General features: G+C 68.4%; 15 protein-coding genes. 6 read left to right on the top strand and 9 right to left on the bottom strand.

Annotated elements, in window-relative coordinates:
• The 3 genes from M7H19_RS06625 to M7H19_RS06615 form a co-directional block, all read left to right on the top strand.
• Positions 1-279: cytochrome d ubiquinol oxidase subunit II (locus M7H19_RS06625; RefSeq protein WP_298178294.1), on the top strand; the 279-nt coding region annotated here is incomplete at its 5' end.
• Complete coding sequence (gene cydD, locus M7H19_RS06620; RefSeq protein ID WP_298178292.1) at positions 276-3,608, top strand: thiol reductant ABC exporter subunit CydD; 3,333 nt, start codon at positions 276-278, stop codon at positions 3,606-3,608. The genes M7H19_RS06625 and cydD, both read left to right, overlap by 4 nt.
• A gap of 14 nt (positions 3,609-3,622) precedes the next feature.
• Positions 3,623-4,771: a GAF domain-containing sensor histidine kinase gene (locus M7H19_RS06615; protein ID WP_298178290.1), complete on the top strand. Its 1,149-nt coding sequence runs from the start codon at positions 3,623-3,625 to the stop codon at positions 4,769-4,771.
• A gap of 21 nt (positions 4,772-4,792) precedes the next feature.
• Here the strand turns inward: M7H19_RS06615 and M7H19_RS06610 are convergent, their stop codons facing one another.
• From M7H19_RS06610 to M7H19_RS06595, 4 genes are all read right to left on the bottom strand, one after another.
• Positions 4,793-5,437 (bottom strand): response regulator transcription factor, encoded by a 645-nt coding sequence (locus M7H19_RS06610; RefSeq protein WP_298178288.1) that lies wholly within the window; start codon positions 5,435-5,437, stop codon positions 4,793-4,795.
• Positions 5,438-5,894: 457 nt separating this feature from the next.
• A complete protein-coding gene (locus tag M7H19_RS06605; RefSeq protein ID WP_298178285.1) occupies positions 5,895-6,794 on the bottom strand; it encodes a glycine betaine ABC transporter substrate-binding protein in 900 nt (299 codons plus the stop codon).
• Between the two features lie 37 nt (positions 6,795-6,831).
• Positions 6,832-7,728 carry a proline/glycine betaine ABC transporter permease gene (locus M7H19_RS06600; RefSeq protein WP_298178283.1) on the bottom strand — a complete coding sequence of 299 codons (897 nt, stop codon included), beginning with the start codon at positions 7,726-7,728 and terminating at the stop codon, positions 6,832-6,834.
• Positions 7,721-8,827: a glycine betaine/L-proline ABC transporter ATP-binding protein gene (locus M7H19_RS06595; protein ID WP_363321338.1), complete on the bottom strand. Its 1,107-nt coding sequence runs from the start codon at positions 8,825-8,827 to the stop codon at positions 7,721-7,723. The genes M7H19_RS06600 and M7H19_RS06595 overlap by 8 nt, the downstream gene beginning before the upstream one ends.
• 922 nt (positions 8,828-9,749) lie before the next feature.
• Here M7H19_RS06595 and M7H19_RS06590 point away from each other — a divergent pair.
• Together M7H19_RS06590 and M7H19_RS06585 are read left to right on the top strand one after the other, a co-directional pair.
• Positions 9,750-12,014 (top strand): hypothetical protein, encoded by a 2,265-nt coding sequence (locus tag M7H19_RS06590; protein ID WP_298178279.1) that lies wholly within the window; start codon positions 9,750-9,752, stop codon positions 12,012-12,014.
• Positions 12,011-13,180: a hypothetical protein gene (locus M7H19_RS06585; protein WP_298178277.1), complete on the top strand. Its 1,170-nt coding sequence runs from the start codon at positions 12,011-12,013 to the stop codon at positions 13,178-13,180. The genes M7H19_RS06590 and M7H19_RS06585 overlap by 4 nt, the downstream gene beginning before the upstream one ends.
• A gap of 22 nt (positions 13,181-13,202) precedes the next feature.
• On the opposite strand, the gene M7H19_RS06580 is transcribed toward M7H19_RS06585, so the two are convergent.
• From M7H19_RS06580 to M7H19_RS06565, 4 genes are all read right to left on the bottom strand, one after another.
• Entirely contained in the window at positions 13,203-13,343 is a 141-nt protein-coding gene (locus tag M7H19_RS06580; RefSeq protein ID WP_298178275.1) for a hypothetical protein, read from the bottom strand.
• Positions 13,344-13,478: 135 nt separating this feature from the next.
• Positions 13,479-16,196 (bottom strand): BTAD domain-containing putative transcriptional regulator, encoded by a 2,718-nt coding sequence (locus M7H19_RS06575; RefSeq protein WP_298178273.1) that lies wholly within the window; start codon positions 16,194-16,196, stop codon positions 13,479-13,481.
• Positions 16,197-16,258: 62 nt separating this feature from the next.
• Positions 16,259-17,191: a type I pantothenate kinase gene (coaA, locus tag M7H19_RS06570; protein ID WP_298178271.1), complete on the bottom strand. Its 933-nt coding sequence runs from the start codon at positions 17,189-17,191 to the stop codon at positions 16,259-16,261.
• Positions 17,192-17,327: 136 nt separating this feature from the next.
• Positions 17,328-17,969: a macro domain-containing protein gene (locus M7H19_RS06565; RefSeq protein ID WP_298178269.1), complete on the bottom strand. Its 642-nt coding sequence runs from the start codon at positions 17,967-17,969 to the stop codon at positions 17,328-17,330.
• A 100-nt stretch (positions 17,970-18,069) separates the two neighbouring features.
• Here M7H19_RS06565 and pheA point away from each other — a divergent pair, with 100 nt between their 5' ends.
• Positions 18,070-18,975: a prephenate dehydratase gene (gene pheA / locus M7H19_RS06560; protein ID WP_298178267.1), complete on the top strand. Its 906-nt coding sequence runs from the start codon at positions 18,070-18,072 to the stop codon at positions 18,973-18,975.
• Here pheA and M7H19_RS06555 read toward each other — a convergent pair.
• Positions 18,953-19,755, bottom strand: an 803-nt coding sequence (locus M7H19_RS06555) for an MFS transporter (protein WP_298178265.1), incomplete at its 5' end; no start/stop codon positions are given. The genes pheA and M7H19_RS06555 overlap by 23 nt on opposite strands.

Here is a 19,755-nt window from a genome sequence, read left to right as displayed (position 1 = left end):
CGGGAAGGACAGGCGTTCACCGCGTTGGGCGTGGTGATCGCGATGGCGGTGGTGACCCTGTTCGGCGCGCTGTATCCCGAAGTCCTTCCGTCCACACTGGATTCGGCTAATTCGCTCACCGTGGAGAACGCGTCCTCCAGCCCGTACACGCTGCAGGTCATGAGCTGGCTCGCCCTGTTCGGCGCACCCGCAGTGCTCGTCTACCAGGGCTGGACGTACTGGGTGTTCCGCAAGCGCATCGGTACCCGTCACATTCCGAAGGTGCATACACCGCAATGAACGTGCCCACCCACAAACCCCTTTCCGCCAAGGTGTCTTCCGACCGCCAGTCCGAACCGGACACCTCGTGGGTGGGGCGGGGCCCGCTCGGCGCGTTGCCGTCGCTCTCCTCGGCGGCGCGCCGGGCGCTGGTCCTGACTGCGCTTTTGTCGGTGGCGAACGCTGGAGCGCTGGTGGCACAGGCGTTTCTGCTCGCCCACGTGCTCGCCGACCTCGTCGCCGGTGAGGTCACAGGGCACGGGCCGCTGGTGGCGGCGCTCGCGGGCGCGGTGCTCGCACGCGGCGTGCTTGGTTGGGCCATGCGGGTCGTCGCCGCCCGGGCCGCGGCCGGGGCGAAGGAGGAGCTGCGCGCCAAGGCGGTCGACCACGCGTTGCGGCTCGGCCCGGAGTGGATCGACAAGCGGGGGGCGGGGGAGCTCACGGCGCTCACCACGAGGGGACTCGACGCGCTCGACGCCTATTTCACGGAGTACCTGCCGGCCTTGGTGACCGCTGCCGTGGTGCCGTTGGCGGCCGGGGCCGCGGTGTTGTTCGTCGACTGGCCCTCAGCCGTGCTCATCGCGATCACGCTGCCGCTGCTGCCGTTGTTCGCCGTCCTCATCGGCAAGAACACCGCCGATCGCGTCGCTCAGGCCACCGACGCCGTGCACAGGTTGTCGGGCCATCTGTTGGAGCTGCTGCGGGCGCTGCCGGTGCTCACGGCGTTTCGGCGCGCCGAGGCGCAGGCCGAGGCGGTCCGCAGGGTGAGTGATCGACACCGTACGACGACCCTGTCGACGCTGAGGTTGGCGTTCGCGTCGGCGTTCGCGCTCGAACTCGCGGCCACGTTGTCGGTGGCGCTGGTCGCGGTGGTGATCGGTGTGCGCCTGGTGTCCGGTGATCTGTCGTTGGCCGTGGGCCTGGGTGTGCTGATCCTGGCGCCGGATTGCTACCAGCCGCTGCGGACGGTCGGCAGCGCCTTCCACGCCAGCCAGGACGGTGTGGAAGCCGTCCGCAGGGTCACCGAGGTTCTCGCCGAGCCCGCCCCGCGCGAGGGCACGCGGCAGCCGACGCGCGGCGAGGTGCGTGTGCGTGACCTGCGCGTACGTCGTCGGAACGGATTCGCGCCCGACGGGGAGACGTTCACCGTCGCCCCGGGGCGACGCGTGTGGTTGTCCGGGCGCAGCGGGGCCGGGAAGACGACCACGCTGTCGGTGTTGTTGGGCTTCGTGACACCGCATTCGGGTTCGGTGACGGTCGACGGCGTGCCCCTGGCCGAGCTGGACATGTCCCTGTGGCGGAAGGCCGTCGCGTGGGCTCCCCAATCGCCCGCGTTCACCGGCGGCACCGTCCGTGCCGAGCTCGGTCTCACCGGCGCGTCGGCTACGGAGATCGACGCCCTGTTGCGGCGACTGGACCTCGATGGACTCGCCGAGCGTCCCGTGCACCGGTTGTCCGTCGGCCAACGTCAGCGGGTCGCCGTGGCCAGGGCCCTGTTGCGGGTGCGTCAGGGAGCTTGGTTGTTGCTGCTGGACGAGCCCACCGCACACCTCGATGCGGACAACGCCGAGCGCGTGTGGCGGGCCGTGGAGGAGGCGCAGGACGCGGGTGCCGCGGTGGTCGTCGCCGCCCATTCCCGGAGTGAGGCGGAGTCGCTGGCCGAGGACACCCGGCACGAGCCCGACCGTGGTGCGGAAGACGATCGGCCGGTTCGCCGCGTGCGCCCGGTGCCGTTGCGGGAGCTCGGAGAGCGCCGCCTCACGCAGGGCGTCGTGCTCGGCGCGGCGGCCCTGCTGGCCGGAGTGGCGCTCACCGCCACCTCGGCGTGGCTGATCGCCAAGGCCTCGCAGCAACCGCCGATCCTCACGCTGACCGTGGCGGTGGTGGGGGTGCGCACGTTCGGTCTCGCCCGTGCGGGGTTGCGTTATGTCGAGCGGCTCGTCACACACGACGGCGCGTTCCGGGTGGCGGCCCGACTGCGGGAACGCCTGTGGCGAGCGGTGGTGCGGCGGGGACCGGCCCGTGTGCTCGGTTCGTCGCGCGGCGAGGGCGTGCGCAGGCTGGTCGACGACGTGGACACCGTGCGCGACCTGCTGCCGAGGGCGGTGACACCGCCGTTCGTGGCGGCCGCGGTCGTGCTCGGTGGGTGCGTGGTGCAGACGGCCGTGCTCCCTCGGGCGGGGTGGGCGCTGGCCGTCGCGAGCGTGGTGGCGGCACTCGTGGCGCCCACGCTCGCGGTGCTGCTCGACCGGCACGCGACGGCCACTCTGGCCGACGGCCGACGCGACGTCGCCGCGCGCGTGTTGTCCCTGTTCGACAGCGCGGCGGAACTGATCGCCTTCGGGGTTCACACCGAGCATCGGGCCCGGCTGGCCGACAGTGACGCGCGGTTGGCTGCCGTCGCGCGTAGGCAGGCGTGGGGCGAGGGAGCTGCCGAGGCCGTGGTGACCGTGGCGACGGGGTCGGCCGCGGTCGCGGGCGTGGTGTTCGCGACCGACGCCGTGGGCGCGGGCACGCTCGACCCCGTGCTCGCCCCTGTGCTGGCGCTCGTGCCGCTGGCGTTGGCCGAGGCGCTGTCGCTGCTGCCACCCGCCGCGCAGCACTGGAGCGCCCTGCGCAGAGCGCGGACGCGACTCGCGGCGACGTTGGAGACCGAGCCCGCCCAGGACCACGATGCGGGTGTCGTCGAACTGGCACCCGGAGGCGGTGTGCGGCTTCGCGCGGTGGATGTGCGTTGGCCCGGAAGCTCTCGACCGACGTTGCGGGGCGTCGACCTGGACATCCCCGAAGGGGCATACGTGGCCGTCGTCGGACCTTCGGGGGCGGGTAAGTCGTCGCTGCTCGCCACCGTGCTGGGATTCCTGCGCCCCGAATGGGGCCGCGCCGTGGTGCCCGAGCGGGTGGCGTGGGCACCGCAGGAGCCGCAGTTGGTGTCCACGACCGTCGCCGAGAACCTGCGCCTGGCCGATCCCCACGCCGACGCCGAGCGGCTCGAGCGGGCACTGAGCATCGCGGGGATTCCCGAACTCGACACCGGCACCGTGTTGGGCAACGCCGGAAGCGGCCTGTCCGGTGGGCAGGCTCACCGGGTGGCACTGGCGAGAGCGGTGCTCGCCGCGAAGGAGGCCGACGTGGTCCTGCTGGACGAGCCCACCGCCCATCTCGACGAGATGACCGCCCGCACGGTACTGACTAATCTGCGGGACGCGTTGGCGGGCCGGACGGTGATCCACGTGACTCACCGGCCGGAGGAGGCAGCCGACGCGGACCTGGTCGTACAGGTGCAAAGCGGACGAGTACGGGTTCTCGGTGACATGCGCGAGCCGACGAAGGCAGGTGAGCGGGCATAGACTGGGTATTGCTCATGGAACCGAACCTCGCAGCGCGAGCACTGGCCGCGGCAACCGAGATCACGGCCTCGGCGTTGTCCGATGCCGAGCCGGACGCGGTGCTGAACACGGTCGTGCGGCACGCCGTCGAACTCTCCGACGCCGACCTCGGACTGGTCATGGTCCGCACCGACGAGGGCGAGGTCACGGTCGAGGCGGCGCACGGCGCGGCCGACCGGGACGTGCTGGGGCTCGTGTTGCCCCCGGAATCCGCGGCGGGCCAGGTGGCCGCCGGAGGCGAGACGGTGGTGACCGACGACGTCACCAGCGATCCGCGTACGTTCCGATTCGTGCCGGAGGTGCTGCGTTCTTACGGGCCGTTCGCCGCGGCGGCTTTCGGACAGGGCGGGCGACTGCTCGGCACGTTGACCGTGTACCGCGACAAGGGAGCGGAACCGTTCTCGGCGGAGACCGTGGAGATGCTCACGGCGTTCGCGGGACAGGCTGGGGTGGTGTTGGCGCTCGCGGAAGGCGCCAACGCCCGGCACCGGATCACGCTGTACGAGGAACGCGAACGCATCGCCCGGGAGCTGCACGACGTCATCGTGCAGCGCCTGTACGCGGCGGGAATGCAGCTCGACCGGGTACGCAGGCGCATGCGTTGGCGGTTCGCGCAGGCCGACAGTACGCGCCTCGGTGAGGCCATCGACCAGCTCGACGCGACCATCCAGGAGATCCGCGGCACGGTGCGGGAGTTGCGGGCCACCGAGGTGGAGCCACAGCAGCTCACCGCCACCAAGACCGATCTGGCGGAGTCGGCGCGTGGGGAGGTCCGCACCGCGGGTGAGTTGCTGGGATACCCGCCGACGTTGGAGTTGTCGGGAGAGCTCGCCGACATCCCCGTCGAGCGAGCCGACCACATCCGTGCGGCGCTCCGTGAAGCCTTGTCCAATGTGGTCCGTCATTCGGGTGCGAGCGAGGTGCGGGTGGCGTTGAGCCGGGACGACTGTAGCCTGCGCCTGCGAGTTCGGGACAACGGCTGCGGCGTGCCGCGTGACGTGGAGAAGCGGGGACTTCGGCACCTGGCTGAACGCGCCGAGGGGGCGGGCGGGACGTTCACCGTCAATTCCTCGCCCAGCATGGGCACGATGGTGGCGTTCGATCTACCCCTCGACACGAAGTAGCTTTAGGACTGTCTAATTCGGTCAGTTGCGTTGTTCTTGGTGCCGGGCCACCCACGCCGCCGCCTGGGTGCGGCGCCGCATGCCGAGCTTGCTGAGCAACGACGTGACGTAGTTCTTCACCGTCTTCTCCGCGAGGAAGAGCCGTTCGGCGATCTCACGGTTCGACAGTCCTTGGCCGATGAGCTCCAGCACGCTGCGTTCGCGTTCGCTGAGCTTGTCCAACGGGTCCGGGCGTGCGGGGCTGCGGACCTTGTCGAGCAGGCGGGCGGTGGTGAGCGGGTCGAGCAGTGAACGACCCGCCGCGACCTCGCGCACGGCGTGCACGACGTCCTGTCCACGTACCTGTTTGAGCAGGTAGCCGGAGGCGCCGGCCATGATGGCGCCGACCATGGCCTCTTCGTCGTCGAACGCCGTGAGCACCAGGCAACGCGGCGCGACGGGACGGGAACGCAGCTCGCGGCACAGTTCGATGCCGTCGGTCTCGTTCTCACCGAGCCGCACGTCCACCACGGCCACGTCGGGTTCGACGTGCATGGCGACGGCCAACGCCTCGTCGGCGCTGCTCGCCTCGGCGACGACCTCGATGTCGGGTTCGTCGTTCAACAGCTCACGCAGGCCGCGACGGACGACCTCGTGGTCGTCGACGAGAAGTACCTCGATGGCCATGTCTACGAGCCTACTCGGGGTCCGTGCTGCTCAGAGGGACGCCACCGAGGTGAGATTCAAAGGGTTCGTGGCCGCCGTCACCTCTGGTGCCCGCCGATCGCACCTTGAGTCGATGTGGTTTTTCCGGGCGAACACGAGAGAGACTGGGCTTCGTGATCAACGTCATTGGTGGAGCGCTGTTCGTCCTTCTCGCCCTTTGGTACGTATTCACCGTCGTCCTGGTCAGAAGGCAAAGTCTCGGCAAAGCCATCGCCAAGGTCGAGCGAGAACTGTCCCGGCCACGGCCGCCGGGAGAGCCGTCACTGGTTTTGGTGTGGTCGGCCTATCGACTGGCTACGTCGGGCCTTGCCGAACGGGACCGACCCTTTGTCGAGCCCCCGAAACGAAACGGTCGTGAGTGCCCAGACACAGTGGACGCGTCTGGCCACTCACGACCGATCGTGGAATCAGAATCGCCTCAGAGATCGCCGAAGATCTCGTCCATGGCCTCCTTGTTCTCCTCCGACCATTCCTCGACGGCCTGGAGTTCGTTGCCGGAACCCGCCTGCTGGATGGCGTCCTCCAGCGAAGCGAGCATCTCGTCGGACATGGTGAACGACTTCAGCATCTCGGCCAGCTCGGGGAAGTCCTCGCTGAAGCCCTGGCGGCCCAGGTTGTGGATCTCTTCACCCTCGCCCATGTGGCCCTCGGGGTCCTCCAGGTCCTTCAGGTCGTACCGGGAGTAGGCCCAGTGCGGGTGCCACAGCGTGACCACGATCGGCTCCTCAGCCGCGATCGCGGAGTCCAGCTCGGTGAGCATCGCGGTGGTCGAGGAGGTCTGCAGGCTCAGCTTGCCGTCGAGCCCGTATCCGGGGATGGCCGCGTCCTGGGTGATCCGGGAGATACCGGCACCCGGCTCGATACCGGTGATGGTGCCGTCGAACATGTCGGCGTGCTCGGCCAGGTCGGCGATCGAGTCGACTTCGTCGACGTAGGCGGGCACCGCGATGTTGAGCGTCGCGCCGGTGTACCAGGTGCCGAGGTCCTCCACCTGGTCCTTGTACTGCTCCCAGTAGTCCTCGTGGGTCACGGGCAGCCAGGCGTCTTGGAACAGGTCGATGTCGCCCTGCGAGAGCGCCTGGAAAGTCGGAGCGGCGTCCAGTTGCTGTAGATCCACGGAGTAACCGCGCTGCTCCAGCTGCACCTTGAACAGGTTCGCCATCGCGATGTTCTCGTCCCAGGCGATGTAACCGATGGTGAGGTCCTTGTCCCCGCCTTCGCTGCTTTCACCCGAGTCGCCACCGCAGGCGGTCATCGTCATCGCAACGGTCATGAGACCCGCGATGAACGACAGCCCCCGAAATCTCTTTCGCTTCATTACCTTCTCCTTTCGAGCCCGAGCGTTCGTGGATCACTCAGGCTTTGCCGGTGAGCTTGTGTGCACGGCTCACAGCGGACCGGTCGGACAACGACGCGGTCAGGCGGTCGAGATAGATGGCCAGGATCACGACGCTGAGGCCGTACTCGAAACCAGCGCCGAGCTGCAACCGGGTGGTGGCTTCGAACACCTGGGCGCCCAGGCCGGGCGCACCGACCATGCCGGCGATGACCACCATGGACAGCGACAGCATGATGATCTGGTTGACGCCCGCCATGATCGAGGGCATGGCCAGAGGAAGCTGGATCTCGCGGAGGGTCCTCCCCGGAGAGGAACCGAACGACTCGCCCGCTTCCACCATTTCCTTGTCCACCTGGCGGATCCCGAGCTCGGTCAACCTGACCCCGGGTGCCAGCGCGAACATGACGGTGGCGACCACGCCGGGACCGACCCCGATCCCGAAGAAGATCACCGCCGGAATCAGGTAGACGAACTGCGGAACCGTCTGCAGGAAGTCCATGACCGGCTTGATGACCCGGCTCGCCGTGTCGTTACGGGCGGCGAGAATTCCCAGTGGAACGGCGATGACGACGGCCACCACTCCGGCGAGCAGGACCAGCGACAACGTCTGCATCGCGTGGTCGAACGCACCGAGGCCGTCGATGAGCGCGAACCCGATCAACGCGGTGATCGCGAACTTCCAGCCGCGCAACCACAGTGCCAGCAGCGCGAACACGAGGAACATCACCCAGGAGGGCGGCCACTGCAGTGCTTCCGCGAAGCCGTTCACGGTGGCGTCGAGGCCATCGGAGATGGCGTCGAAGACCACGCCGAGCTTGTCCTTGAGCCAGTCGACGCCGTCCGAGAACCACTCGCCCACCGGGATGCGCGGCATGTGCCAGTCGTTCAACGAGGTCAGGAATCCGTCAGACATTGCCCGCCACCTCCAACTCGACGTTGGTCGAAGAGGTGACCTCGCCGAGCGCCGCTAGCAACGTGGCCCGGGGGATCACGCCGAGCAGACGTCGGTCGGAGTCGACGACCGCCAAGGGGACCGGACTCTCCGCCGAGGGAGTGAACAGCTCGCTCACCGGTGTCTCCGGATCGACGAAGGAGAAGTCGTCACTGACGATCTCCTGCACGGTGTTCACGCCCCGGTTCGCCGCGTCCGCGGCCGCCGAGTCGGTGACGACACCGGCGAGTCGACCATCGCGTTCCACCACGAACAGGGCCGAGTGTTGGTGCTCCCGCATGGTGCGCAACGCCGAACGCGGGCCCGAGCCGGTACCGATCGTGGTCGCGGGCTTGTCCATGACCGAACCCGCGGTGAGTACCCGCGTCCTGTCCACGTCTTGGACGAACTGGGCCACGTACTCGTCGGCCGGGTTGGTCAGGATCTCCTCGGCGGTGCCGATCTGTGCGATCCGGCCGTGGCGCATCACCGCGATCCGGTCACCGAGACGCATCGCCTCGTTGAGGTCGTGGGTGATGAAGATGATCGTCTTCCCCAGCTGCGACTGGAGGGACAGCAGCTGATCCTGCATCTCCCTGCGGATCAGCGGGTCCAGGGCGCTGAACGCCTCGTCCATCAGCAGGACGTCGGTGTCCGCGGCCAGCGCTCGCGCGAGTCCCACCCGTTGCCTCATCCCACCGGAGAGCTGTGCGGGAAGGTGATCCTCCCAGCCGGCCAGACCGACCAGTTCCAGCGCCTCGCGTGCCTTGTCGAGCCGTTTCGCCTTCTCGATGCCTTTGACTCGCAGTCCGTAAGCGGCGTTGTCCAGCACCGTGCGGTGTGGGAAGAGAGCGAAGTGCTGGAACACCATGCTCATCGTGCGCTGGCGCATGTTCCTGATCTGCTTCGGCGACATCGTGGTGATGTCCTCGCCGTTCACGTACACCTGGCCGGAGGTGGCCGGAAGGATGCCGTTCAGCATGCGGATCAACGTGGATTTCCCGGAGCCGGAGAGGCCCATCACCACGAAGATCTCGCCTTCTTCGACCTCGAACGTGGCGTCGATGACGGCAGCGGTCACCCCGAATTCGGAGGCGTCGCCGCCGTTTTCGAGTGCATTGACAGCATCACGTGCACGCCGGCCGAATACCTTGTACAAATTCTCGGTACGAACAATGGGCAAAGTCTTCGGATCCTTCCCGGCGACCACGCTTATAACTACGAAGAGCAACCGGCCCTATACCCGTTAGAGCTAAGGGGGCTGCCGCGCCGCGTCGTAAAGTAGCGCCAAGTGATGGGAAAGCCAAGCGCGTGAAGTTGCCCACGAAACCAAAGGATTTCGCTGGCGTAACGATGCGGAAACTTTTTCTGGGGAATTGCGCCATGGGTAAGTATTGTCGTTAGGGTTGAAAAATTCGCTAAAATTCCGGGAGTCTTTCTCTCTGTTTGCCGGTGCGCGCGCCCGTGTGGGCGGGTCCTCTTCCCTTCCGGCTATCCGTAATGGACGGCTATTTTCCTGGAATCGTCGCTGGTCGAAGCGTTGTCTTTCTACTGCGAGCGGTGTGGTGTGGTAGTGCGTTCGACGCAGTCGGCGGTCGGGGTTTCGGGCCGATGGCGCGCCCTTCTTGCGCTTTTTTCGTGATCCGAGTCACGTCTTTGTGGAAATGTGTAGCCGGTTACTTGCTTCGTTACAGCGCGGATAGGCTCTCTCACGCTCGAAGTCGACTATCACGCTCCATGGACGCTCCATGGACGTCCACTGTCGCTCGGCAGGGTCCCTCGATCAGGGATGCCCAGTGGCTTACGGGTCGCTGCGGGCGGGCTGTCGGCTTTTCGACGTTCCCGCCAGTCTGCGCGGTCGATCCGACCGAATGCCGGTGAAAAAGACGTCCACAGCCGCCCCGTTGTCACGCACCCGGATGCAGGGTGTAACCCGCAGGGATTACTTAAAGCGCTGGTCAGGCGCACCCTTGGTTTACTCGGGCTGGATCGAAAGGGGTGGCATGACCGAGTGGCGTCAACAGGCTGCCAGCGCGGTCGAGGCCGAGCTCGAGCACGCGCGGCAATCCGAAGAATGGAGCTTGCTGGGCCCGCTGCGGCGGACCGATGACGGCGATTACGTCGTCGACCTGCGGGGACGACGGATTCGTCCGCTGAACGATATCCGATTGGCCGGTGCCGACGGTCCGAGGCAGGGTGCGGCGATACCGGCGAGCACGGTGTTCGAGCGGGGACTGCTGTGGTTGCGGGACGTGGGTCCGCTGCCGCCCGAATGCGACCGTGTGTGGGCACGCGAGATCACCCACGGTGAGGTGCTCGAACGGCTGGCGCGGGGACTGCGTGAACTCGGCGACTCGCCGCTGGCCGAGAAGTTCGCGAAGGGCGCACTCGACGCGGCGGGCGAGGATGCCTACACCACCTGTTTCGTTCCGGGCGTGCATCTGGTGTGGGGCCCTCCCGGCAGCGGGAAGACGCACGTCGCGGCCCGAGCGGCGGCCGAGCTGGCCCGGCAGGGCAAGCGGGTTCTGCTCCTCACCGCCGACGCCGCCTCGGTGGATGCCTCGCTGGCCGCCGTGGACCACCCGGAGCGCATCGGCCTGCAACACGACCTCACCGAGCTATCCGAAGTGGACTCGGCACTGCACCGGTTGGACTCACAGCTTTCCGGATACGACCACGAGGAGTTCCTCGCGGCCGAACGTCGCATCGAGAACGGGCAACGTGCCGCCGCGCTCGAAGCCGAGTTCTGCCGGGTGCGTGAACGGCACTGGGAAGCGGCACGTGATCTGTCCGTGGCCCGCGAGACACTACGCCTCGCCAGGCGAAACCATGATCGGGTGGCGAGCGAGCACGCCCGCCGGACCGAGGTCCGCGTTCTCACCCACCGACTGGCGAGGGTGGAGGAACGGCTCACCGAGATCCGGGAACGCATGCGAAGCCACAGCCTGCTGTATCGAGGGCGGAAGAACGATCGGCGCGAATTACGCGACGTCGAGAACGAACGACGTCTGCTCGTGTCCCGCATCGAGGACTGTCGACAGCGGGTCAACATGGTCTCCGACGACGTGCGGAGGCTCAAATCCGAACTCGACGACGCACAACGACGCGCCGACGAGCTGGAGCGGGCGGAGTCGGAGGTCCGGTCCCAACTGGAGCTGTTGCGCGACGAACTCGTGCGGCTGCACGCGGCCGGGATCGCCGACGAGTCCGACCACCGGTACTACGCCGGCTGCCTGCATCGGAACCTGCCGCAACTGCACGCGGAGCGGGAGGCGTTACGGGCACGCAGCAAGCATAGGGCCGCGTTGAGGGGACGCTTCGAGGAGCGGCTGTGGTGGATCGGTGAACACGGCTACGAACTGCGTTCCGAGGACGAGGCGTGGTGGTGGCAGACCGAGCCGGTGGTCGTCAGCACCATGGAAAGGCTCGCCCCGACCGGTCGCGGGTTCGACACGGTGTTGATCGACGACGCCGGTTCCGCACGTCTGTGCGACGTGTTGTTCGCCGTCGCGCAGGCTCGCGAGACCGCCGTGGTGTTCGGCGACCTCGCCCAACCGTGGCCACAGGTGCGGCCGGAATACCTGGAGCAGTTGCCCGAGGTCGGGCAGTGGGTGTTGTCGACACCCTTCAGCCACTGCGGCATCCTCACGCCGTCCGATGCGTACGCCCACCCGGGTTGCGCGGTGCTGCCCCAGCAGTACCGCGTGGGGCCCGCCATCCAGGCCATCGCCGACAACATCGGGTACATGGCTCTGGCGGCGGCCGAGAGGGGACACACCGACGTGGTGCTGCTCGACACGGCGGGAGAGCCGGTGGAACGCGCCGCGCTGGCGCGGTTGCTCGTCGAGGCCGTCGAGGACGGCGGTGCGGTACTCGTGCCGACGGACGAGCAGATCGACGAGTGGCGGCAGGTGTTGCGGGACACGCTCACCGTGGACGTCGGCACCGTCGCCACGGTCACCGACCACGAACTCGCCACGGTGGTGATCGACCTCACCACCGAGGGCTGGTACGACCGGGTGCGCTCGTTCCTCTCCGGCATCGCCCGTGCTCGTGACCGGTTGTATCTGCTGGCGGATTTGGAGGCGGTCACCTCGGCACCGACGGGAACGCCGCTCGGCGCGGTGAACGCGCTCTACCGGCAGGGCGGTCTCCAGGTGCGGAGGCTCGCTGAGGGGCTCATTCCCCAGCAGCGGCAACAGTCCGCTACCGATTGGACCGTGACGGTGATCGACCGAGCGACCTCGGATGGCACGATGACCGGGTGAACTGCCGAGCGGACCTGCGAACATTCCTCCGATCGTTGGACACGGAGACGCTGGCCGACCTCTTGTGCGAGCAGGCCGACCGAGACCCCGAACTGCGCCGACGACTCGTGGCGCGGGCCGCCATGGCCGACGGCGCTGCCGAGTCGGACGGCACGAGTGCCGAGACCGACAAAGAGACCACCGAGAGAGCCGACAGCACCCAGGCCGATATCGTGCAGCTCGAATCGGTGCTCGACACGGTGCAGCGGCTGCTCGACGCGGGGACCTCCGCCGATGTCGCCCCGCTGGCCAGAAGAACCGTGGACCGGATCGTCGCCGCGGCGAACAAGGGCGACGACCTACCCCCCGAACTCGCCGACCAACTGGGCAGAGCCGTGTCGTTGTACGCGCGGGCGTGCGTGGCACACCCGCCTCCGGCACGCGAACTCGCTGAGTGGCTCACCCGGCTCGCCTTCGAATGCCCGGGCTGGCCCGAGGCGTTTTTGGCGGACTTCGCCGACGCGCTCGGCGACGAGGGACTCGCCCATGTGCGTGAGGCCGTGGAGGTGACGCTTGCCGACACCGGTGCCGACGGCGGGAAGCGAGCGGACACGGCACGCGCGTTGCGGCTGGAGCTCGCCGAGATCACCGGAGACGTCGACACGGTGGTGAACCTGTTGGCCGAACAGTTGCCCCGACTCGACGTGAGTCTGCGGATCGTGCGGGTGCTGCGGGCCGCGGGACGGCACGCGGAGGCCATCGCCCACGCCGCGAAAGCCCTGGGTAACACCCCGGGCGGCCAGGGCGACAGCCGTGGCTCGGTGATCGAGGCACTTGAACGCGTCCGCACCCAGCAACCGCCTGTTGACACTTCCGACGTGGAGCGACTCCTGCGACAGGACCGCTGGGACGAGGCGTGGAAGGCTGCCGCCCGGTACGAGCCCTCCGACGTGATCCCCCTGTACCGCGAGCACGTCGAACGGCTCATCGACTCGCGTAATCCCCGGCTCTACGAGTGTGCCGCGGGGCAATTGCGCAGGTTGCGGATGCTGTATCGGCGTGCGGGCGCGTCTCGGGAGTTCACCAGGTACCTGACGGAACTGCTGGGTCGGCACCGGCGTAAGACCCGGCTGCTCGACGAGATCCGCAAGGCCCGCATCGCGCTGCCCAAAGCCGTCGCGGGGTGATCTCGGACCGTTCGAGCCGGGATCACCGTGTGGGTGTGTCGGTGCGCTGGGTGCGCCATATCCGGGTGTCGCCGTAGTCCAGAGCGACCGGGCCGAGGGCCATCGCGAGCAGGACGGCGATCCCCAACGTCGCGCCGACACACGTCAGAATGTCCCCGAGCATCGTGTTCCCCTCCGCACCGACTGGTTTTCTTGGGTTCCAGGCTCGCCGGAAGGCACCTTTCGGGGTATCGGCCAACCGGTTACAGCTGTCCGTGGAGGAGTCGGCCGATCGACCGACCCCGCCGTTAGGTGTGCGCTAGGTGTGCCCTGCGCCGAACACGTCGCCGAGAGCCCGGGTGAGGGTGCGTGCGGCTTTGGCAACGACCGGGTCCTTCAAGGTGTGTCGCCCGGCCAGCTCTTCGGCCAGTGTCTCCGCCGCGGCGCGGTCGCCGGCCGAGGCGAGGCAGCGCACCCCGACCTCCACACAGGTGCTCAGCCGACGTGGCGCGCGCATGCGGTGCCAGTCGTCGAGAGTGTGTTGGAGGAGCTTCGCCGCTTCGGGGATGCGGCCGAGTGCGAGTAGCGTGTCAGCCAACGCCGTGCCCGCCGAGGCCGCGATCCAAGTCGCGTGGGCATCCTTGGCCTGTGACCGTGCCCGCGCGAGTACCGAGGCTCCCTCGTCGAGGTCGGCCAGCGTTCGTGCTCGTCCCTCGGCGTAGGTGGCGAGGGCGATGTGACGGCCGGACCCCGAGGCGCGGGCGAACCGGGCCGCCACGTCGGCTGAGCGCAGCGCTTCCTGTCGGTGTCCGTTTCGGGTCGCCACCAGCGACAAGAAGGAGTGGGCGTCGGCGCTGCCGCAGTCCGGCACGTCGGCCAGGCCGATCAGTTCGTGACATGCCGACGCCGCGCGGTCGTCGTCCTCGAGGTCGTAGTAGACACAGATCAGGGTGTGCACGCCGGCGCAGCGTTGCTGCGGGGTGGTGGCGAGCTCCGCGGCTCTGGTCGCGAGTCGTAGCCCCTCCTCGGACAGGCCGCAACGCATGGCGGCGTCCGCGCCCGACGCCGCCGCGAGGGCGTGCCGGGACAGCCGAGGATCCGGGTCGCGGGCCACTTCCAGCTGCCACGGCAGCAGCCGCGCTCGCGGGCGGTGTCTCGTGAGCAGCCCGATCTGTCCGGTCAGTTCCGCCGCGAGGACGGGCTCCTCGGACACCGCCCACCGCAGTGCGGCGCACACGTCGTCCTCCATCCGACACAGCAGGGCGAAGCCCGCCGGGTCGTCGTCCGAGGCCGCAGCGCCGGTGATCAGGTCGGCGCACCACAGGGCGTGTCGCTGCCGAGCCTTGCGTTCGGATTCGGTGCCGGCGAATCGGCGTGTGACGAAGCGACGGACCAGGTCCGGCAGTCGATACCGGGTGCCGGCGTCGGTTTCGACGGACGTGAGCAGCCCCGTGCGGGTCAGCTCGGTGAGTGCGTTCTCCGCGTCGCCGTCGGTGTCCACCACCGACTCGGCCGAAGCGACGTCGATGTCGCCGCCGAACACCGTGAGCGAGTCCAACAGCTCCCTGCGCGACTCCGGCAACCGCTCGTACGACCACTCGACGAGGTCGGGCGGCCACGGCGACGGGATCGCCGGGTCGTCCGCGGTGGCCCGAGCGGCGAGTAACTCCACCGTCAACGGCAGGCAGGTCGTCCCGTTCAACAGGGTCCGGGCGAGTTCGGCCTCGCCGTCGTCCGCCGGGAAGTCGGGGCGTATCCGGCGGGCACGGTCGAGGAACAGCTTCCCGGCCCTGGACAGCAGCGGGTCGGGCACGCCGTCACGGGCCAGCGGCCCGAGCGGCAGCACTTGTTCGCCCGCCAGTCCCAGCCTGACCCGATTGATCGTCACGACGGTGACGTCCCGGCAGTGGGAGCGGAGTCGCCGCACGAGCGCGCGCACTGACGTGAGCAGGTCTTCACATCCGTCGAGCACCAGGATGTGCCGTCGGTTGAACAGGTATTCGGCGAGTGCCGCGGGCAGATCGTCGGTCGCGTCACCGGCTCCCCGCGAGTGCACGCCCATGGCGGTGGCGACCGTCTCGTACAGCTTCGTCTCGTCGCACGTGGAGAGTCGGACGAAGGTCATCGGAACGTCCGTGGTGGACAGTGCTTCCGACACCAATCGGGTCTTTCCGCAACCCGCGGGCCCGGTCACGGTCACTATCCGGTCGCGTTCGAGCATTGTGGACAAGCGGGCCAGCTCGTGTCCACGGCCGACGAAGGGCGTCCGGCCGGTGGGTTCGTGCGGCGGTGTGGGGTCCCGACCCGTGACGGCACGATAGGTCTTTCGTAGCTCGATGCTCGGTTCCTCGCCGAGCTCGTCCCTCAGCCGTTCGACGAGCTGGTCGTAGCACGTCACGGCGTCGGTGGTCATGCCGAGGCGATGCAGCGCCCACATGGCGTAGCCGCAGGCGCGTTCCCGGAGTGGCTCGGCCGACAGCAGGGCCAGCAGCCGGCCCGCCGCGTCCTCCACCGCGCCGACCTCCAGCTCGCGCGCGGCGAGATCCTCCACGGCGCGGGCCCGTAGCTGACGCAACCGCATCCCGTCGGGGTGTTCCCGCCCGTTGCGACGCAGGTCCGGCAGCGCCTCACCTCGCCAGAGGTGCAGGGCCCGTTCCAGAATGGCGATCGCCTCGTGGGCGGAGCACCAACGAGCGGCCTCCACCAGCCGTTCGAAAAGAACGGCGTCGGCTCGTTCGGCGGCGATCGTCAGCACACACCCGCCCGCCGACCAGCCGATATCGGCCTCGGGTGCCAGCAGCGTGCGCAGCCGCGTGATCCGCGTGTGGAGGGAGTCGAGTGGGTTGCTCGGCAGCTCGTGCGGCTCCCACGCCATGTCGATGAGTGTTTCGGCGGCGACGCTACGGCCCGCGTTCGCGACCAGCACCGACAACACGGCGCGCAGGGCCTTGTCGGTGACCGGCTGGTCGGCTCCACGCCTGATGATGCGGAGCGGACCGAGAACGCTGACGAATAGGTGGCCCGGGCCTTTCTTCACACGGGCTATGGTCAAGCCCTACCGAAGGGTTCTCCAATCGGACTCACCGGACCGAGTGAGCACTAGAGTTTGCGCAGGCGAATCCGGTTGATCGAGTGGTCGCAGTCCTTGCGCAACACCAGCGTGGCACGGGGGCGCGTGGGCCGGATGTTCTCCACGAGGTTCGGCTCGTTGATCGTCTTCCACAGGTGCCGCGCTTCGGCCCTGGCCTCGTCGTCGGACAGGTTCGCGAAGTGGTGGAAGTGCGACGCGGGGTCGACGAAGGCGGTGTGCCGCAGCTTCAGGAACCGGTCGATGTACCACCGTTCGATGTCGGCGGTGTGGGCGTCGACGTAGATCGAGAAGTCGAACAGGTCCGACACGGTGAGTCGTGGGCCCGGTTGCAGGACGTTGAGTCCTTCCAGGATCAGGATGTCGGGCTGGCGTACGACCTGCTCCTCGCTGGGCAGGATGTCGTAGGCCAGGTGGGAGTAGACGGGGGCCCTGACCTCCTCGGCACCGGACTTCACCTCGGTGACGAACCGCAGCAGCGCCCTGCGGTCGTAGCTTTCGGGAAAGCCCTTGCGGTGCATCAGCCCCCTGCGCACGAGTTCCTCGCGGGGGTAGAGGAAACCGTCGGTGGTGACCAGATCCACCCTCGGGTGGTCCGGCCAGCGGGCGAGAAGGGTGCGCAGGATACGGGCGGTCGTGGACTTACCGACCGCGACACTGCCCGCGATGCCGATGATGAACGGCACCTTGGTACCTCGGGTGTCCTCGCCGAGGAACGTGGTGGTGGCCTCGTAGAGTTGCTGTCGGGCCGCCACCTGAAGGTTGATCAGGCGCGACAGCGGGAGGTACACCTCCGCGACCTCGTTGAGGTCGATCTGCTCGCCCAGGCCTCGCAGCCGGTTCAGCTCCTCGGCGGTCAGCGGCAACGGTGTGGAGCGGCGCAGCTGCCGCCACTGGTCACGCTGAAGTTCGACGTAGGGGCTTCGCTCGCGGACCCGCGGCATCGGTTCACTCCTCGCCCGTCGTCTGCCCAGCGCGTACAACGCGGTTTAACCGAGCATTCAACGTCAGGTGCTCGACGAGCTCAACGAGCTGTGACGTTCTACACCACTATCGTGGCCTGGTTAACTTTTCGTGAGGTCAGCGGACCTTTGTGAACACTTCTTCCCACGCGGCGGCGACCTGCCGGGCGCACGTCGCCGGGGAGACCCCGCCGACGCCGGTGCCGAGGCCGGGCATGGCGATGGTCTCCACTATGTCCTTGAACCGCGTGCCGTGCTCGAATTGGCCATCCCGCCACAGCAGGAACACGGCTCGCGCGGCGAGGTACGGGTGCACGGTGTCGTCCGGTAGCCGCTCGCCCGGCCTGCGCATGGTCGGCGCGCTGATCAGCCATTCGGGCATGGCCTCGCCCGTCGGGACGACGACGGCCTCGCCGATCGGGAGTTCACCCCCGTGGTAGGCGAGGATGGTGCTGCGGACCTGCTGCTCGATCCCGGGGAACGCCTGCGCGTACAGAGCGTCGATCCCGCCCCGCATCCAGCCGTGGCTGTTGGCCGGACTCACCACGGCCTGTGCCGTGACGTCCAGCACGGAGCCCTGGTGGACACGTACCGGGTCTCCTACGGCTTCGGCGACGCTGCGCCAAGCGTGGGCGAGTGATTCGTCGAGCGCGCACAGCACGAGTTCGGGGACGCGAGGGGAGGCGGGTGTATCCGAGGGGTCCGAGGGACTCGGGTGGCCCGAGCCGTTCCGCATGTGCGTGCCTGATTCGGCGGTCACACCAATAGCATGGCAAAGAACCCACGTCCTGGTAACCGCCGCCCCTGAGTGACCAGTGGGTGAAACTCGTCTCACCACGTGTCCGCGTAGCCTTTGACGTATGTCACGTATCGCCTACTTCGGTCCGTCCGGGACGTTCTCCGAACAAGCCGCGCGCACGTTCGCCCAGGGGCGGGAACTGATTCCGGTCGAGACGATCCCGGCGGCTCTGAGCGCCGTGCGCAAGGGTGAGGCCGAGTTGGCGTGCGTGCCGGTGGAGAACTCGGTGGAGGGTCCGGTGACGGCCACGCTCGACGGGTTGGCCGAGGACTCTCCGTTGGTGGCGGTCGCCGAAGCGTTGCTGCCGGTCCACTTCACCGTGCTGGTGCGTCCCGATGTGGACACCATCCGCACCGTCGCCAGCCATCCGCACGCGCTGGCTCAGGTGCGGAACTGGTTGGAAAGCAACCTGCCGGACGCGGAGACCGTGGTGGCGTCCTCCACGGCGGCCGCCGCGGTGGCGGTGCGGGACGGTGAGTACGACGCGGCGGTCACCGCGCCCGCTGCCGCGGAAACCTACCCTCTGAAGGTTTTCGCCGAAGGCGTCGCTGACGTGCCCGACGCGCGGACCCGGTTCCTGCTGCTGTCGCCGCCCGGACCGCTGCCGGAGCCGACGGGTGCCGACCGCACTTCCATCGTGGCGGCGGCGGCGAACCGCACCGGCGCACTCGCCGAGCTGCTCACCGAACTCGCGTTGCGCGACATCAACCTGACCCGCCTCGACGCCAGGCCGATCAAGGGCAACTTCGGGATCTACCGGTTCTTCCTCGACTTCGAGGGTCACGTCGCCGAGGAGCGGGTCGGTGACGCGCTCGCCGCTCTGCGGCGACGTTGTGAGGTGCGGTTCCTCGGTTCGCACCCCCGCGCCGACGGCCCGCGCCCCGCTGAGCGGGACACGGCCGCCGACGAGCGGTTCGCCTCGGCAGCCCGCTGGGTGCAGGCCGTCAGGAATGGTGAGTCGGCGTGACCTCGTGATTACGCACCGCGAGCCAGGCCACCCCGGCCACTCCGAGTAGCAGCACGCCCGACAGCGCGAACGTCGCACTCGGGGTGCCCAGTACCCGAGTCGCGAGACCGCCGAGCAGCGCGCCGACGGGCAACGCGCCCCACACCACGGTCCGCCACACGCCCAGCACCCTGCCGAGCAGCTCCTCGGGCACCAACATGTGACGTGCCGTCGCCAGGATGACGTTCACGACCACGATGGCGGCGGCGAACAGGCCGAACAGCACGGCGGACACCACCGGCTGGGACACGAATCCCATCGCCAGGAAGGTGACGCCGCAGCCGACAGCCCCGGTCACGAGCGTGGGCCGACCTCCGAAACGGTCGATCAGTCGCGACGCCACGGCCGCGCCGCCCAACCCGCCGATACCGCCGGCGAACGCGAACGCGCCGTACGCGGCGTTGCTCAGGTCGAGGTCCTGCAACGCGTACAGGACGAGCTGTGCCTGGGCCAGTTCGCTGACGAGGCTGACCAGCCCCGCGACCACGACCAACCGCAACAGCAGCGGATTGTGCCGTAGCCAGCGCAGTCCCTCGGCGATGTCCGTGCGCACCGCGGTGGTGGCGGGGGCCGCCTGTCCGGACTCGTCCCGTCGGGGGTGGTAGTTGCCCGACATGGCGGCCAGTAAAGCCGCGCCCAGGGCGAAGGCCACCGAGTCCAGCAGGAACGGGAAGGCGGCGAACAAGGCGAACGTGAGACTGCCGACGGGGCCGCCGAGGAAGGTCTGTCCGACGATCTCGG

Source organism: Saccharomonospora sp. (genome assembly GCF_027317685.1).
GTDB lineage: Bacteria > Actinomycetota > Actinomycetes > Mycobacteriales > Pseudonocardiaceae > Saccharomonospora.
Note: the sequence above shows the minus strand (reverse complement) of the source record. Positions and strands in the feature narration are given on the sequence as shown.